The organism is Streptomyces cyaneochromogenes (assembly GCF_003963535.1).
GTDB classification, from domain to species: domain Bacteria; phylum Actinomycetota; class Actinomycetes; order Streptomycetales; family Streptomycetaceae; genus Streptomyces; species Streptomyces shaanxiensis.
In genome coordinates this window covers 9,265,636-9,280,645 of the sequence record NZ_CP034539.1, presented here as the reverse complement: position 1 = coordinate 9,280,645, position 15,010 = coordinate 9,265,636, and the positions used below count along the sequence as shown (strand labels likewise).

Below are 15,010 nucleotides of genomic sequence, written 5' to 3'. Positions count from 1 at the left end.
GTGTGGCGGCCTACAGCCCGCTCACCCTGAGCGTGAGGTTCAGCCGCCCGGTCAGCCCCAACTCCGGCGGTGCGGTGCCGGGCTGTACTTTCGGCACACCGTGGTAGGCGAGCCGCGACGGGCCGCCGAACACGAACAGGTCGCCGCTGCGCAGCTCGACGTCCGTGTACGGCCGGGTCCGGGTCTCGGTGTTGCCGAAGCGGAAGACGCAGGTGTCGCCGAGGCTCAGGGACACCACGGGTGCGTCGGACTTCTCGTCGCTGTCGCGGTGCATGCCCATGCGGGCGTCGGCGTCGTAGAAGTTGATCAGCGCGATGTCGTACGCCGCCGATGGCGCCGCCCACGGCTCGCCCAGGGTGTCGCGCACCGCCCGGCGGCCCAGCTCGCCCAGCCACTCGGGGAACGGTTTCACCGGGGTGCCGTCGCCGTCGACGACCGTGCGGGCATAGGCGTACGGGTACCAGTGCCAGCCCAGGCAGACCTGCCGGGCGGTCATGGTGCCGCCGCCGGGGGTGCGCACCGTACGCAGGCCGGCCGGTGGGCGTGCCCACGCGCGGCACGCCTCCAGCAGCTCGCGCTGCGCGGGCGCGTCCAGCCAGTCGGGCAGGTGCACCGCGCCCGGCGATACCTCCGTACGCTCCCGGGGGAACAGCTCGGTGTCCATGTCCTCCATCCTCCCCCACCCGTCGTGAGCTGCGGCTCAGCTAGCCTTGACGCACGATGAACGACCGTATGACGACGCCCTGGGGCGAGCTCGCGCTGACCCGTTACCCCGAGGACCCCCGCGACAGGCTGCGCGCCTGGGACGCCTCCGACGAGTACCTCCTCAGGCATCTGGCGGAACGGGAGGTCCCGCTCTCCGGCACGGTCGTGGTCCTCGGTGACCGCTGGGGCGCCCTGGTCACCGCGCTCGCGGCGCACGGCCCGGTGCAGATCACCGACTCGTACCTGGCCCAGGAAGCGACCCGCGCCAACCTCGCCCGGCTCGGCGTCGAGCCCGGCACGGTCCGGCTGCTCACCACGCAGGACACGCCGCCGGAGCGCATCGACGTCCTTGTCGTGCGGGTGCCGAAGAGCCTGGCGCTGCTGGAGGACCAGTTGCTGCGGCTGGCGCCCGCGGTGCACGAGGGCACGGTCGTGGTGGGCACCGGGATGGTGAAGGAGATCCACACCTCGACGCTCCAGCTGTTCGAGCGGATCCTCGGCCCGACCCGCACCTCGCTCGCCGAGAAGAAGGCCCGGCTGATCTTCTGCACTCCCGAGCCCGCACCCACGCGGCCCGCCAACCCGTGGCCTTACACCTACGACCTCCCCGACGGCATCGGCGCGGTCTCGGGGCGCACGGTGGTCAATCACGCCGGCGTCTTCTGCGCCGACCGGCTCGACATCGGCACGCGGTTCTTCCTGGGGCACCTGCCCGACAGCAAGGGCGCGCAACGCGTGGTGGACCTCGGCTGCGGCAACGGTGTCGTCGGTACGGCGGTGGCGCTGGCGAACCCGCAGGCCGAGGTGCTGTTCGTCGACGAGTCGTTCCAGGCCGTGGCCTCGGCGGAGGCGACGCACAGGGCGAACCAGGTACCCGGGCACGCCGAGTTCCGGGTCGGGGACGGGCTGGCGGGTGTGCCGGCCGGGAGTGTCGACCTCGTGCTCAACAATCCGCCGTTCCATTCCCACCAGGCGACGACCGACACGACGGCCTGGCGGATGTTCACGGGCGCCCGGCGCGCGCTCCGGCCGGGCGGTGAGCTGTGGGTGATCGGCAACCGGCATCTCGGCTACCACGTGAAGCTGCGGAAGCTGTTCGGCAACAGCCAACTGGTCGCCAGCGACCCGAAGTTCGTGGTGTTGCGGGCCGTCAAGAGGTGACGGTGCGGTCCGGGTCCCCGACGCGGCAGCGGTTCAGGCGGTACGACTCGATCTCGCGGCGCCGGAGCACCGTCATGGCCCGCAGCAGCAGCCGTACGGAGAGCGGGACGGCGCTGCGGACGGGGCCGGTGAAGTCGGCGAAGGTGCGTGACTCGGCGAGGTGGACGTCCGGGCGCCAGGACTCGGCCTCCCCGGGGTCGTCGCAGCTCCAGCGCATGCGCGCGGCCATCTTGGCGAGGACGTCATGGCCGTCCTGCCGGTCGACCACACAGCTGCTCGCCGTCTCCGATGCCAGCTCGGCGCCGGGCAGCCGCTCGGCGACGAGGTCGAACACCGAGCGGACCTGGTCCTCGTCGAGGTAGACCAGGACGGCGGGATGAGCAACGTCTTCTGGATCTCGCCCAGTTCCGGCACGCGCTTCGACTTAGGCATGCCTAACTATCCACACGGGGCGATCGGTCAGGGAGCCCTCAGGACGCCGATGATGCCGGCCACCGCCCGGGCCATCGCCTCCCGCCCCACGCTCAGGTACTTGCGCGAGTCGACCGCCTCGGGGTGGGCGGCGAGGAAGTCGCGGATCGCGGACGTCATCGCGATGTTGAGGGCCGTGCCGACGTTGACCTTGGTGATGCCGCCCGCGACGGCCGCGGTCAGTTCGTCGTCGGGGACGCCGGAGGAGCCGTGCAGGACGAGGGGGACGTCCAGGGTGGCGGCCAGGCGTTTGAGGAGTTCGTGGTCGAGGGTGGCGGTGCGGGTGGTCATGGCGTGCGAGCTGCCGACGGCCACCGCGAGGGCGTCCACGCCGGAGTCGGTGACGAAGGCATGGGCCTCGGCGGGGTCGGTACGGGCGCCGGGGGCGTGGGCGTCGAGCGGCGGCTCGCCGTCCTTGCCGCCGAGCCGCCCCAACTCGGCCTCGATCCAGAGGCCTTGGGCGTGCGCCCAGTCGGCAGCCGCCTTCGTCGCTGCGAGGTTGTCCGCGTACGGCAGACGGGCCGCGTCGTACATCACGGAGCTGAACCCGGCGTCCGGCGCCTGGCGCAGCAGGTCGTCGCTCTGGATGTGGTCGAGGTGCAGCGCGACGGGGACGGCGGCGCGTTCGGCGGCGGCGACGGTCGCGCGGGCGAGCGGCAGGAGCCGCCCGTAGCGGAACTTGACGGCGTTCTCGCTGACTTGCAGGACGACGGGCGAGCCCACCGACTCCGCACCTGCGATGACCGCCTCGACGTGCTCCAGCGTGATGACGTTGAAGGCGGCGACGGCGGAGCGGGTTGCGGCGGCACGGGTGATGAGCTCGCCGGTGGTCACGAGGGGCACGGCCTGTCCTTTCTCCTGTCTCGGCGCGCAGGGGGCGTGTTCAGGGGGCGAGGATCACCGAGCGGGTGAGGTGCCGCGGCTGGTCCGGGTCGAGGCCTCGGGCGGCGGCGACGGCGACCGCGAGCCGCTGGGCGCGGACCAGTTCGGCGAGGGGGTCGAGACGGCCCTCGATCCACAACCCGCCGGTGGAGCGCACCTGTTCGGCCAGTCCGTCGGGCGCCGCGCCGAACATCCAGGTCGCGGTGCCGCTCGTGGTGATGCTGATCGGGCCGTGCCGGTACTCCATGGCCGGGTAGGCCTCGGTCCAGGACAGCGAGGCCTCGCGCATCTTCAGCCCGGCCTCGTTGGCCAGCCCGACGGTCCAGCCACGGCCCAGGAAGGTGAACTGTCCGCACGCCACGAGCCCTTCGGGCAGTTCGCCGGAGAGTGCGGTGCGGGCGTCGGTCACGACGGCGTCGGTGTGCAGGCCGAGGTGGGCGCGCAGGAGGGTGAGGGCGGTGGTCGCGAACCGGGTCTGCACGACGGACCGTTCGTCCGCGTAGTCGAGGACGACGACGTCGTGCGCCGCCGTCATGACGGGCGTGCCCGGGTCGGCGGTGATCGCCGTGGTGCGGGTACGGTCCCTCGACCGCCCCAGAAGTTCCAGGACTTCGGTGGTGGTGCCGGAGCGGGTGAGGGCGAGGACACGGTCGTACGTGCGCCCGTGCGGGAACTCCGAGGCGGCGAAGGCGTCCGTCTCCCCCTGGCCCGCCCCTTCGCGCAGCGCGGCGAACGCCTGCGCCATGAAGTACGACGTGCCGCAGCCGACCACCGCGACCCGCTCCCCCGGCGCCGGCAGCATCCCGCCGAGGCCGGCGGCCTGCGCCGCGGCTCGTGTCCAGCACTCGGGCTGGCTGTTGAGTTCGTCCTCGACATGGGTCATGTCGCCACCCTCCGGGCTTCCCACTGAGCCTCACCGAGACTGCAATGCTTGTTCTTGCAAGATAACGCTATCTTTCGAGCAGAATCAAGCATTCTGAAGGAAGGGGCGTGCGCTAAGGTCGCCGGAGATCGAGGAATGGAGGGCGGATGTCGCGCGATGCCCGCTGGAAGGCGCTGCTGGAGCTGCTCGTCGAGCGGGGCCGGCTGGACGTCGAGGAGGCGGCCGCCGAGCTGGCGGTGTCGGCCGCCACGATCCGCCGCGACTTCGACCAGCTCGCCGAGCAGCAGATGCTGGTCCGCACGCGGGGCGGCGCGGTCGTGCACGGGGTGTCGTACGAACTGCCGCTGCGCTACAAGACGGCCCGGCACGCCTCCGAGAAACAGCGCATCGCCAAGGCGGTGGCCGACCTCGTCGCGCCCGGCGAGGCCGTGGGGCTGACGGGCGGCACGACGACCACCGAGGTGGCCCGCGCCCTGGCGGTGCGCAGCGACCTGGCGTCCGGCTCGCCCGCGCTGACCGTCGTCACGAACGCGCTCAACATCGCCAATGAGCTGGCCGTACGTCCCCAGTTCAAGATCGTGGTCACCGGCGGGGTCGCGCGCCCGCAGTCGTACGAGCTCATCGGGCCGCTCGCGGACGGGGTACTGGCCCAGATCACCATCGACGTGGCGGTGCTCGGCGTCGTCGCGTTCGACGTCACGCACGGCGCCGCCGCGCACGACGAGGCGGAGGCGGCCATCAACCGGCTGCTGTGCGAGCGGGCCGAGCGCGTGATCGTGGCCGCGGACTCCAGCAAGCTGGGCCGGCGGGCGTTCGCCCGGATCTGCGCGGCCGACGCGGTGGACACCCTGGTCACGGACACGGCGGCGCCGGCGGAGACGGTGCGGGGCTTCGAGGAGGCGGGGCTGAGCGTCATCTCGGTCTGATCCCGGGTCCCGATTCGCCCCCCCGTTCCCGGGCCTGCTCCTGATCAGCGGCCTGCCTTCGGCCCACCCCTCCCCCGAACCCCGCCCCGATCCACATCACCGGCCCGCGCCCCCCCATCCGCATCACCGCCCCGTGCCCGGATCCCCACCACCGGCCCGCCCCCGCTCCCGATCCCGGGCCCTCGCCCGCCCGATTCCCCCTACGCTGGGAGCGAGGCGCATGGCGGGCCAGGGAGGCTGCGATGAGCACGACACCGATCGACCACGACGGACCGGCGGCTTCGCGGTATGTGCCGATCGCCGAGCACGGGCTGATCGGCGACCTGCGCAGTGTGGCCCTGGTCGGCACGGACGGCACGATCGACTGGTACTGCTGCCCCGCCTTCGACGCGCCCAGCGTCTTCGCGGCGATCCTGGACGCCGAGCGGGGCGGCTGCTTCGAGCTGGCGGCCGCGGTACCGGCCAGGACCAAGCAGTTCTACTTCCCCGACACCAACATCCTGATCACCCGGTTCTTCACCGAGGACGGCGTCGGCGAGGTGCAGGACTTCATGCCGGTCGACGGCGACTCGGTCGAGGCGGAACGCCATCGGCTGATCCGGCGCGTGGTGTGCGTGCGCGGATCGATCCCGTTCCGGACCCGGGTGGCGCCGCGCTTCGAGTACGGCGCCCGGCCGCACACCGTGCGCATGGTCGGCGACGTCGCGGTCTTCGAGTCCGAGAAGCTGTCGCTCGGGCTGACCGCGACCGTACCGCTGGAGGCCGACGACCTGGACGCCCACGCCGAGTTCAAGCTCGCCCAGGGCGAGTCGGCGGTGTTCGCGCTGGACCAGGTCGGCGGCGACGTGGCCCCGCGCCGGTGCGCACACTCCGAGGCCGAGGCACAGTTGCACAGCACCGTCGAGTACTGGCGGCGCTGGCTGTCCGCCTCCAAGTACCGGGGCCGCTGGCGGGAGATGGTGCACCGCTCCGCCCTCACCCTGAAGCTGCTCACCTACGCGCCCACCGGCGCCATCGTGGCCGCGCCGACGACGAGCCTGCCCGAGGAGATCGGCGGCGAACGCAACTGGGACTACCGGTACGTGTGGATCCGGGACGCCGCCTTCTGTGTGTACGCGCTGCTGCGGCTGGGCTTCACCAGCGAGGCCGAGGCGTTCATGCAGTTCCTGACCCGGCACGTCAGCCGGGGCGACGGCCGCCACTCCGGCCCGCTGCAGATCATGTACGGCATCGACGGCCGCGCCGACCTGCCAGAGCGCGAGCTCGACCATCTGGAGGGCCACCTCGGCTCCGCCCCGGTGCGCGTCGGCAACGCCGCCGCCGACCAGCTGCAGCTCGACATCTACGGGGCGCTGGTCGACTCGATCTACCTCTACGACAAGTGGGCGCAGCCGATCTCCAGCGACCAGTGGGACGACGTGTGCGCGCTGGTGGACTGGGTGTGCGAGCACTGGGACCAGCCCGACGAGGGCGTCTGGGAGACCCGCGGCGGCCGGAAGAACTTCCTGTACTCGCGGCTGATGTGCTGGGTGGCGATCGAGCGGGGGATCCGCATGGCCAACCGGCGCGGCCTGCCCGCCGATCTGCCGCGCTGGCAGGAGTGCCGGGACACGATCTACCGGCGGATCATGAAGCACGGCTGGTCCGAGACGCGCAAGGCCTTCGTCCAGCACGAGGACGGCGACGTCCTGGACGCGGCCGTGCTGATGATGCCGCTGTCGAAGTTCATCGCGCCGACCGATCCCAAGTGGCTGTCCACCCTGGACGCGCTCACCGAGGAGCTGGTGTCCGACTCGCTGGTCTACCGCTACGACCCGACGGCGAGCCCCGACGGGCTGCGCGGCGACGAGGGCACGTTCTCGATCTGCTCGTTCTGGTACGTCGAGGCCATGGTCCGGGCCGGCCGGATCGACGAGGCGCGGCTCGCCTTCGAGAAGATGCTGACGTACGCCAATCATCTGGGCCTGTACGCCGAGGAGATCAGCCACACCGGTGAGCAACAGGGAAACTTCCCGCAGGCGTTCACCCATCTCGCCCTGATCAGCGCCGCCTTCAACCTGGACCGCGCCCTGGGGTGAGGCGAGTTCGGTGAGGCGAGTTCACGGGTTTCACGGGCGAGGCATAGAACTTAGGTGAGGCTAACCTAATAAGGTGTGCCGCGGAGCCGCATGTCGATGCAGCCCCAACTCACCGAAGGGTAACCAGAGATGACGCCTGGCTCGATCTTCCCGTACGTCATGCCGACCCCCGCCATGCTGCCCGACGACCGGACCGGGTGGACCCTCGACCCGGCCCGGGCGGCGCTCCTGGTGCTCAATCTGCAGCGGCGTTTCCTGCGGGAGGTGGACCGCGAGGGCGCCCCGGTCACCGAACTCCTCGCAAACGTCGGCCGGTTGGTGAACGCCGCCCACGCGGCGGGCGTCCCCGTCGTCCACTCGGTGCCGGCCGGTGAGCGGGGTCCCGCACCCACCGGCCGACCCTCAGGACGGCCGACCGACAGGGACGGCGAGGTGTTCGCCGAGCAGGCGATGCCGCGCATCGGCGACACCGTGCTCACCTCCCGGAAGTACAGCGCCTTCGCCCGCACCCGGCTGGACAGCCGGTTACGCGAGCTGAGCCGCGATCAGGTGGTGGTCGTCGGGTTGTTCGCCCGGGTCGGCGTGCTGATGACGGCCGCCGACGCCTGGGTGGAGGACCTGGAGCCCTTCGTGGTCGCGGACGCCATCGCCGATGTGTCGGCCGGGACCCACGAGTTCGCGCTCGAATGGGTGGCGGACACCTGCGGGGCGGTGACGTCCACGGATCGGGTGGCGGCGGCCTTCGACCCCGCCGTATCGGCGGCGGAGGCGGTCTGACCGGCTCAGACGGGCGCGGTGCGGCGGGTCAGCAGGGAGCGGTGGATCTCCCCGGCACGGATCGCGGTGGTCGACAGCAGGGTCGAGGTCAGCCCGTGGGTGTGCTCGGTACTGCCCTGCAGATAGATGCCCGCGGCGACGTCGGGCGCGGTCTCCACGCGGTGGTCGCGGGAGACCCGGATCGCGTCCCCGTCGTCCCGCAGGCAGACCTTCGCCGCCTCGCCGAGCAGGGCGGTGAGGTCGCGGGGCCGGTATCCGGTGGCGTGCACGAGCACATCGGCCTCGAGGACCTGCTGCTCGCCGGTCGGCAGGAACTCCACCGCGACGTCGAGCCCGCCGTCACCGCGCCGACCGACCTCGCGGATGCGGGAGACGTTGAGGAAGCGCAGCCGTTCACGCCCGGTGACCTTCTCCTGGTACGCGGTGGCGTACAGGGACTCGATCAACTCCATGTCGACGACGGAGTAGTTGGTGGAGCGGTGGTAGTCGAAGAGGGACTGTTTGACCTCGGAGGGCGCGCCGAAGTACACGTCCACCGCCTCCGGGTCGAAGATGCGGTTGGCGAACGGACTGTCGTCGGCCGGGGTGTAGCCGTACTTGGCGAACACCGCGCACACCTCGGCCTGGGGGAAGGAGCGGTGCAGATAGTCGACGGTCTCGGCGGCGCTCTGCCCGGCGCCGAGGACGACCGCGCGGTGCACCGGCGCGCCGGCGGCGGCGAGTTCGGTCACGCGGGGCAGTAACTGGCTGTTGTGCCAGACGCGTTCGGAGAGTTCGACGCCGGGCGGCACATGCGGTTCCAGGCCGACGGCCACGCTGATGTCGCGGGCACGGTAGGTGAGATGTCGGCCCGGGCGCTCCGGGTCACGGCAGACCACCTCGAAGTGCGCGACCGTGCCGTTTTCGTCGCGCACCGGGTCGACGGCGGTCACGCAGTGGTCGTACGCCACGAGGTGCCGCACCCGCTCGGCGGCCCACTCGAAGTACTCGTGGAACTCGACCCGGAGCGGGAAGAGCGTCTTCTGGTTCAGGAAGTCGATCAGCCGGCCGCGCTCGCGCAGGAAGCACAGGAAGCTGAAGTCGCTGGCCGGATCGCGCAGCGTCACAAGGTCCTTGAGAAACGACACCTGCATGGTGGCATCGTCGATGAGCATGCCCCGGTGCCAGCCGAAACGCGGCTGTCGCTCCAGGAAAAGGGCGTTGGTCCGACGGTCGGCCGGAAGGCCCGCGTTGTGTTCGTCAATCGCTATGGCCAATGCGAGATTTGACGGCCCGAAGCCGATTCCGAGGACGTCGTAGGTGGTGTCCGATCCCGTGAGCGGTGACTTCACCGTGGCATCGCCTCCCTCAGGCAGCCACATGTTAGATAAGGTTAGCCTTACCTTGCAATGGAGCCTGCCGAAGGGGAGAACCGCATGCGCGTCGCCATGTTCGGCTACCAGACCTGGGGTCACCGCACACTCCAGGCCCTGCTGGACTCCGACCACGAGGTCGTCCTCGTGGTCACGCACCCCAAGAGCGACCACGCCTACGAGAAGATCTGGGACGACTCCGTCGCCGAACTGGCCGAGAAGCACGGCGTCCCCGTACTCCTGCGCAACCGTCCCGACGACCCCGAACTCCTCGCCGCGGTGCGGGCCGCCCGGCCCGACATCCTCGTCGCCAACAACTGGCGCACCTGGCTGCCGCCAGAGCTCTTCGACCTGCCTGCGCACGGCACGCTCAACGTCCACGACTCGCTGCTGCCCGCCTACGCCGGCTTCTCGCCCATCATCTGGGCGCTCATCAACGGGGAGGAGCGCGTCGGTGTCACCGCGCACCGTATGAACGGCGAGCTGGACGCCGGGGACATCCTGGTGCAGCGCTCGGTAGTGGTCGGACCGACCGACACCGCGACCGACCTGTTCCACCGCACGGTCGACCTGATCGCACCGATCGTGCGCGAGTCGCTCGACCTCATCGCCTCCGGCAAGGACGCCACCCACTGGCAGCCACAGGACCGCAGGCGGGCGAGCTTCTTCCACAAGCGTTCGCTCGAGGACAGCCGCATCGACTGGAGCTGGCCGGCGGAGCGCCTGGAGCGGCTCGTACGGGCGCAGTCGGACCCGTACCCCAACGCGTACGCGTTCCATCGCGGGCAGCGGATCAGGATCGTCTCAGCCGCCGTCTCCGAGGGCCGTTACGGCGGCACCCCGGGTCGCATCTTCATCCGCGAGGGCGACGGCGTGGTCATCGTGGCGGGCAGCGAGGCCCACACGGGCCGACACCCGGGCCTGCTCGTCAGGCGGCTGCGCACCGACGACGGCACGGAGTACGCGGCGAGCGACTACTTCCGCACGATGGGGGGCTACCTCACCGCCCGCCCGTGATCGAAGAAGGCCGATGAAGCCCGACGAGGACCGAAGCAGATCGCGAACTTTGGTGACGAAACGTCAACTCACGTCCGATACAAAGAAGTTGTCCGAAAGCCGTTGTTAAGGCAAGGCTTACCTTGCTTTACTGACGGCCGTACAGATCCGGCCTGCTTCACCGGCGACAAGGGACGCACATGACGAGAAAGACCCTCACCACCCTTCTCACCGTCACCCTGGCCGCCGCCTTGGCAGCCTGCGGCTCCGTCGAGGACGACTCGAACACCTCCTCCGACGCCTCCGGCGACGCGAAGGCGGACTCCTCGTCCGCCTTCCCGGTGTCCGTCAAGCACAAGTTCGGCACCACAAAGATCACCAAGGCGCCGGAGCGGATCGTGGTGATCGGCAACGGCGGCACGGACGACATCGACGCGCTGTACGCCCTGGGTGTCACACCGGTCGCCGTGTCCAAGGACGCCCTCAGCAAGGACGGCGTCTACCCCTGGCTGAAGGACAAGATCGACACCAAGAAGACCGAGCTCCTCGACACGCTGACCGCCGTCGACTACGAGAAGGTGGCGTCCCTCCAGCCCGATCTGATCCTCGCCACCTCCGACTTCACCCTCGACAAGGACTACAAGAAGCTCGCCGCCGTGGCGCCGACCATCGGCTACGAGACGGCCTGGGGGCAGCAGACCTGGCAGGAACACGTGCAGGTGGTCGCCAAGGCCGTCGGCAAGGAGGCGCGGGGCGAGCAGGTCATCAAGGAGACCGAGGACAGCATCGCCGCGGTGAAGACGAAGCATCCGAAGCTCCAGGGCAGGACGTACAGCCTGTCCATCGGCAACACCCCGGCGAAGATCTTCACCATCGCCTCCGAGGAGGACTTCGCCGCCAAGCTGATGAGCCAGGTCGGGATGAGCCTGACCCCGACGGTGAGGAACATCAAGACGGTCAACGGCAGCCCGACGGGCGAGCTGTCCTTCGAGCAGCTCGACAAGCTCGACGCCGACCTGGCCGTCATCGCCTTCACGACGCCGGACCTGAAGAAGGCATTCGAGTCCAGTGACCTGGTGAAGAACATGTCCGCGGTGAAGGACGACCGGTACGTCGTGACCGACGTCGCGACCATCAGCCAGCTGCGCAGCCCGTCCGCGCTGGGCATCCCCTGGGCGCTGGACAACCTGGAGCCCGGGTTCGAGAAGCTCGACTAGACCGCCCGAGGGGGAATCGGAGGAGGGGCGGGGTGCCCGCGGGCACCCCACCCCTCCTTCTGTCGTCCGCTTACGTGTCGCGCAGCGCCGAGTCGATCTCGTCGGCCGACATGTCCTCGATCTCCAGGTGAATCGCGGCGACCTGTTCGAGCCGCCCGGGCGTCTCCTCCTCGGCCGACAGCCGCTTGGCCATGCCGCCGGCCGTGAGGGTCGCGAAGAGGGAGCGTACGGACACCGCGGAGGTGTCCAGCGCCTCGCGCAGCCGGCCGACGATCACCGTGGCGAGCACCGAGTCGCCGCCGAGGGCGAAGAAGCCGTCGTCGAGGCCGACGCGTTCGACGCCGAGGACGTCCTGCCAGACCCGCGCCACGACGGTCTCCAGGGCGGTGCCGGGGGCCCGCTGCGGTGCCGCCTCCGCCACCTGCCGCAGGTCCTGTACGGCACGGCGGTCGAGCTTGCCGTTGGAGGTGAGCGGGAGTTCCTCGGCCACGGCGATCCGGGACGGCACCATGTGCGGCGGCAGCACGGATCGCGCCCACTCCCGCAGCTCGTCCTCCTCCGCCCCCTTGTCGGCCGCCACCGCGGCCGCCAACTGGACGCCCTGACCCCGGGTCAGCCCGGCCACTGCACGCCGTACGGCGGGGTGACCGGTGAGCGCCGCCTCCACCTCACCGAGTTCGATCCGAAAGCCCCGCACCTTGACCTGGTGGTCGCGGCGGCCGAGGAACTCCAGGGTGCCGTCGGGCCAGTACCGCGCGAGGTCGCCGGTGCGGTACCAGCGCAGCCCGTCGGCCTCGGTGAACTTCTCGGCCGTACGGGAGGGATCGGCCCGATAACCGAGGGCCACCCCGCTCCCACCGATCCACAGCTCGCCCGGCACCCAGTCCGGACAGTCCCGTCCATGGGCGTCGACGACCCGGCAGCGGACGTTGCGCAGCGGAGTGCCGTACGGCACCGCCCGCCAGTGCGCCGGTACTTGAGCCTCCGTCACCTCGCAGACGGTGGAGTGGATCGCGGTCTCCGTGGTCCCGCCCAGCCCGGTGAACCGGCATCCGGGTGCCCGCTCGGCGAGCCGACCCGGCAGGTCGGTGCCCACCCAGTCGCCGCCGAGCAACACCGCGCGCAGGCTGCCGAGTTCGCCGGGAGCGGCGGCCAGGAGGAGCATGTCGAGCAGCGGGGGCACGCAGTTGAGGAGCGTCACCTGGTGCGTGCGCGCGAGGTCGGCCCACCGGCTCGCCTCGCGCCGGTCGTCCTCGTCCACGAGCACGAGCGCGCCGCCCGCGCTCAGCAGCCCGAAGATGTCGTAGACGGAGAGGTCGAAGTCCAGCGCGGACAGGGCGAGACAGCGGTCCGAAGTGCCCACGGCGAAGCGGTCGTTGAGGTCGTCGATGGTGTTCATGGCGGCCCGGTGCGGCACTTCGACGCCCTTGGGCTCACCGGTGGATCCGGAGGTGAACAGCACATAGGCGGGCTGCTCCTCGTCCACCGTCACCGGCTGCGGCAAGGGTGCGCTCGCCACCGCCTCCGCGACGGGCAGGGCGTGCAGGCCCTCGACCGGGCGTCCGTCGGTGAGTGCGACACGGAATCCGGCGGTGGCGCGGATGCGGTCCCGGCGGGCGGGCGGCTGCTCGACGCCGATCGGCACGTATGCGGCACCCGCGGCCAGCACCCCCAGTAGGGCGGTGATCTGGTCGGGCCCCTTCGGGAGACTGACCGCGACCATGTCACCGGGCCGTACGCCGCGCTCCGCCAGGGCGGCGGCGGTGCGCAGCGCGCGGTCGGCCAACTCGCCATAGGTCAGGGCGCCTTCGGTGTCCCACAGCAGGGCAGGGACCTGCGGCTGCTCGGCGGCGCGCTCGAAGAAGCCCTCGTGCAGGAGCCGGTGGCTGCGCGGGCCTTCGGTGGTGTTGACCGTGGCGCGGACCGACGACTGGCCCTCGGGCAGCAGGGCCGGCACGGGCCGCTCCCACACCGTGTCGTCGGTGCCGAGCCGGGTGACGAGGCCGTGGAAGGCGGCGAACATGGCGTCGACCAGGCCGGCCGGGAAGGCGTCCTCGCGGACGTCCCAGTTGACCAGCAGTCCGCCGTCGACCTCGGTGACCTGGGCGTCGAGCAGTACCTGTGGCCCCTGGGAGATGATCCAGACGGGCTTGCCGAAGGACTGCCGTACGCCGTGGTCGAAGAGCTCGCCGAGGTTGAGGGCGCTGGTGAACACCACGGGCGCCAGGACCTGTTCGCCGTTGTGGCGCGAGAGGTCCCGCAGCACCTCCACGCCGGAGTAGTCGGAGTGCGCCGCGTCGGTGTGCATACGGTCCTGCAGGCGCCGCGCGTGCTCGGTGAACGAGCCCGGTACGGTCAGGTCGACGTCGAGCAGCACCGAGCTGGTGAAGTCGCCGACGAGCAGGTCGACGTCGGGGTGGGAGCCCCTGCGGTCGAACATCGGGACGTTCAGCAGGAATCGGGGCTGTCCGCTCCAGGCGGCCAGGACCTCCGAGAAGGCGGTCGCCACGGCCATGGCCGGGGTCAGTCCGTGCTGGTGGGCGCGGACGGTGAGCCGTCGCTTCTCCGCGGGCGGCAGCCAGTGGTGGCGGCGGGTCACCCGGGTCGGGTCGGTGCGCTCGGCCTCGGGCACGAGCGGGAGCTCGGGCGCGCTGGGCAGCTCGGGGATCCGCCGCTGCCACCACTGCTGGGCCTGCTCCCGGCTCAGCCGCCGCACGTCCGTGCGCTCGGCGAGGTACTCGGGGTAGCTGGTGCGGATCGCGGGGAGGGGGGCGCCGAGGTCCTGGTAGAGCTTGGCGAGGTCGGAGAGGAGCACCCGGTAGCTGAGCGCGTCGGCGGCGAGCATGTCGACGTCGACGTGCAGCCGGCTCGAACCGTCCGGCAGCAGCGACAGCTGGACGGAGAGGACCTCCCCGGCCGCGATGTCCAGGCGCGCGTGCGAGGAGGAGTTCCGGATGTCCTCCAGCTGTGTCGCCACGGTCCCCGCGGCCGACGTCCGCAGGTCGTGGACGACGGTCGCGGGACGGGTGAGGTCGGGCAGGATCTGCTGACGGCCGTCGTCGGTGAAGCGGGCACGCAGCATGCCGTGGCGGGCCGCGAGAGCGCGTACGGCCGCGTCCAGCCGGTCGGGGTCGACGCCGGAGCCGTCGAACTCGACGTAGAGGTGGGCCGCGACGGAGCCGAGGGTGGTCTCGTCGCCGCGGCCGATCCAGTAGGCGTGCTGCATCACGGCCAGCGGGAAGGGCTCGCGTGGCTCGGGCGCGGGGGGCGGCAGGGCCGGGGTCCGCTCAGCGGGCCGCGCGCCGGCCGGTATGTGGGCTGCCAGCAGCTCGCGCCAGGCGCGCAGGGTGGGGTCCTTGGCCAGCTCCGCGAAGCTGACCCGCACGCCTTGTTTCCGCCAGCCGCCCGCGATCTTCATCAGGGTGATCGAGTCCAGGCCCCAGGCGATGAGGCTGTCGTCCTCGCTCGGCGCTTCCTCCGAGCCGAATGTGTCGGTGACCGAACGGAGCAGCTCGTCCGCGGTCGGGTGGTGCTGCGTCACCGGTTCCTCCGTAGTCGTCCG

Annotated in this window: 12 protein-coding genes; 6 read left to right on the top strand and 6 right to left on the bottom strand. The window is 71.0% G+C overall.

Translation table 11 applies throughout. From position 1 onward, the window contains the following. Positions 1 to 10 precede the first annotated feature (10 nt). Positions 11 to 664 (bottom strand): alpha-ketoglutarate-dependent dioxygenase AlkB family protein, encoded by a 654-nt coding sequence (locus EJ357_RS41865; protein WP_126397202.1) that lies wholly within the window; start codon positions 662 to 664, stop codon positions 11 to 13. 68 nt (positions 665 to 732) lie between these two features. On the opposite strand from EJ357_RS41865, the gene EJ357_RS41860 reads away from it, so the two are divergent. After that, on the top strand, positions 733 to 1,866 hold the full coding sequence (locus tag EJ357_RS41860; protein WP_126400747.1) for a methyltransferase: 1,134 nt from the start codon (positions 733 to 735) through the stop codon (positions 1,864 to 1,866). Here EJ357_RS41860 and EJ357_RS41855 read toward each other — a convergent pair. The 3 genes from EJ357_RS41855 to EJ357_RS41845 form a co-directional block, all read right to left on the bottom strand. Then, a complete protein-coding gene (locus EJ357_RS41855; RefSeq protein WP_126397201.1) occupies positions 1,856 to 2,200 on the bottom strand; it encodes a hypothetical protein in 345 nt (114 codons plus the stop codon). The two genes, EJ357_RS41860 and EJ357_RS41855, sit on opposite strands and share 11 nt — an antisense overlap. 125 nt (positions 2,201 to 2,325) lie before the next feature. Beyond that, positions 2,326 to 3,180, bottom strand: a complete 855-nt coding sequence (locus EJ357_RS41850; protein ID WP_126397200.1) for a class II fructose-bisphosphate aldolase — start codon at positions 3,178 to 3,180, stop codon at positions 2,326 to 2,328. Positions 3,181 to 3,220: 40 nt separating this feature from the next. Next, complete coding sequence (locus EJ357_RS41845; protein ID WP_126397199.1) at positions 3,221 to 4,102, bottom strand: SIS domain-containing protein; 882 nt, start codon at positions 4,100 to 4,102, stop codon at positions 3,221 to 3,223. A 146-nt stretch (positions 4,103 to 4,248) separates the two neighbouring features. On the opposite strand from EJ357_RS41845, the gene EJ357_RS41840 reads away from it, so the two are divergent. From EJ357_RS41840 to EJ357_RS41830, 3 genes are all read left to right on the top strand, one after another. Next, positions 4,249 to 5,028, top strand: a complete 780-nt coding sequence (locus EJ357_RS41840; RefSeq protein WP_126397198.1) for a DeoR/GlpR family DNA-binding transcription regulator — start codon at positions 4,249 to 4,251, stop codon at positions 5,026 to 5,028. 242 nt (positions 5,029 to 5,270) lie between these two features. Then, the gene (locus tag EJ357_RS41835; RefSeq protein WP_126397197.1) at positions 5,271 to 7,106 is read left to right on the top strand and encodes a glycoside hydrolase family 15 protein; all 1,836 of its coding nucleotides are present in this window, start codon (positions 5,271 to 5,273) and stop codon (positions 7,104 to 7,106) included. A 129-nt stretch (positions 7,107 to 7,235) separates the two neighbouring features. Continuing rightward, complete coding sequence (locus EJ357_RS41830) at positions 7,236 to 7,883, top strand: isochorismatase family protein (RefSeq protein WP_126397196.1); 648 nt, start codon at positions 7,236 to 7,238, stop codon at positions 7,881 to 7,883. Positions 7,884 to 7,888: 5 nt separating this feature from the next. Here the strand turns inward: EJ357_RS41830 and EJ357_RS41825 are convergent, their stop codons facing one another. Next, positions 7,889 to 9,214, bottom strand: a complete 1,326-nt coding sequence (locus tag EJ357_RS41825) for a lysine N(6)-hydroxylase/L-ornithine N(5)-oxygenase family protein (protein ID WP_126397195.1) — start codon at positions 9,212 to 9,214, stop codon at positions 7,889 to 7,891. Positions 9,215 to 9,298: 84 nt separating this feature from the next. Between EJ357_RS41825 and EJ357_RS41820 the strand changes: the two genes are divergently transcribed. Next, positions 9,299 to 10,252, top strand: coding sequence for a methionyl-tRNA formyltransferase (locus EJ357_RS41820; RefSeq protein ID WP_126397194.1), 954 nt, complete (start codon positions 9,299 to 9,301; stop codon positions 10,250 to 10,252). 179 nt (positions 10,253 to 10,431) lie between these two features. Continuing rightward, positions 10,432 to 11,448 (top strand): iron-siderophore ABC transporter substrate-binding protein, encoded by a 1,017-nt coding sequence (locus EJ357_RS41815; protein ID WP_126397193.1) that lies wholly within the window; start codon positions 10,432 to 10,434, stop codon positions 11,446 to 11,448. A gap of 70 nt (positions 11,449 to 11,518) precedes the next feature. Here the strand turns inward: EJ357_RS41815 and EJ357_RS41810 are convergent, their stop codons facing one another. Continuing rightward, complete coding sequence (locus EJ357_RS41810; protein WP_126397192.1) at positions 11,519 to 14,989, bottom strand: non-ribosomal peptide synthetase; 3,471 nt, start codon at positions 14,987 to 14,989, stop codon at positions 11,519 to 11,521. Positions 14,990 to 15,010: the final 21 nt, after the last annotated feature.

Coding starts and splice junctions, on each gene's coding strand:
- EJ357_RS41865 (WP_126397202.1), bottom strand. CDS start 664: ATGGACACCGAGCTGTTCCCCCGGGAGCGTACGGAGGTATCGCCGGGC.
- EJ357_RS41860 (WP_126400747.1), top strand. CDS start 733: ATGACGACGCCCTGGGGCGAGCTCGCGCTGACCCGTTACCCCGAGGAC.
- EJ357_RS41845 (WP_126397199.1), bottom strand. CDS start 4,102: ATGACCCATGTCGAGGACGAACTCAACAGCCAGCCCGAGTGCTGGACA.
- EJ357_RS41840 (WP_126397198.1), top strand. CDS start 4,249: ATGTCGCGCGATGCCCGCTGGAAGGCGCTGCTGGAGCTGCTCGTCGAG.
- EJ357_RS41835 (WP_126397197.1), top strand. CDS start 5,271: ATGAGCACGACACCGATCGACCACGACGGACCGGCGGCTTCGCGGTAT.
- EJ357_RS41830 (WP_126397196.1), top strand. CDS start 7,236: ATGACGCCTGGCTCGATCTTCCCGTACGTCATGCCGACCCCCGCCATG.
- EJ357_RS41820 (WP_126397194.1), top strand. CDS start 9,299: ATGCGCGTCGCCATGTTCGGCTACCAGACCTGGGGTCACCGCACACTC.
- EJ357_RS41815 (WP_126397193.1), top strand. CDS start 10,432: ATGACGAGAAAGACCCTCACCACCCTTCTCACCGTCACCCTGGCCGCC.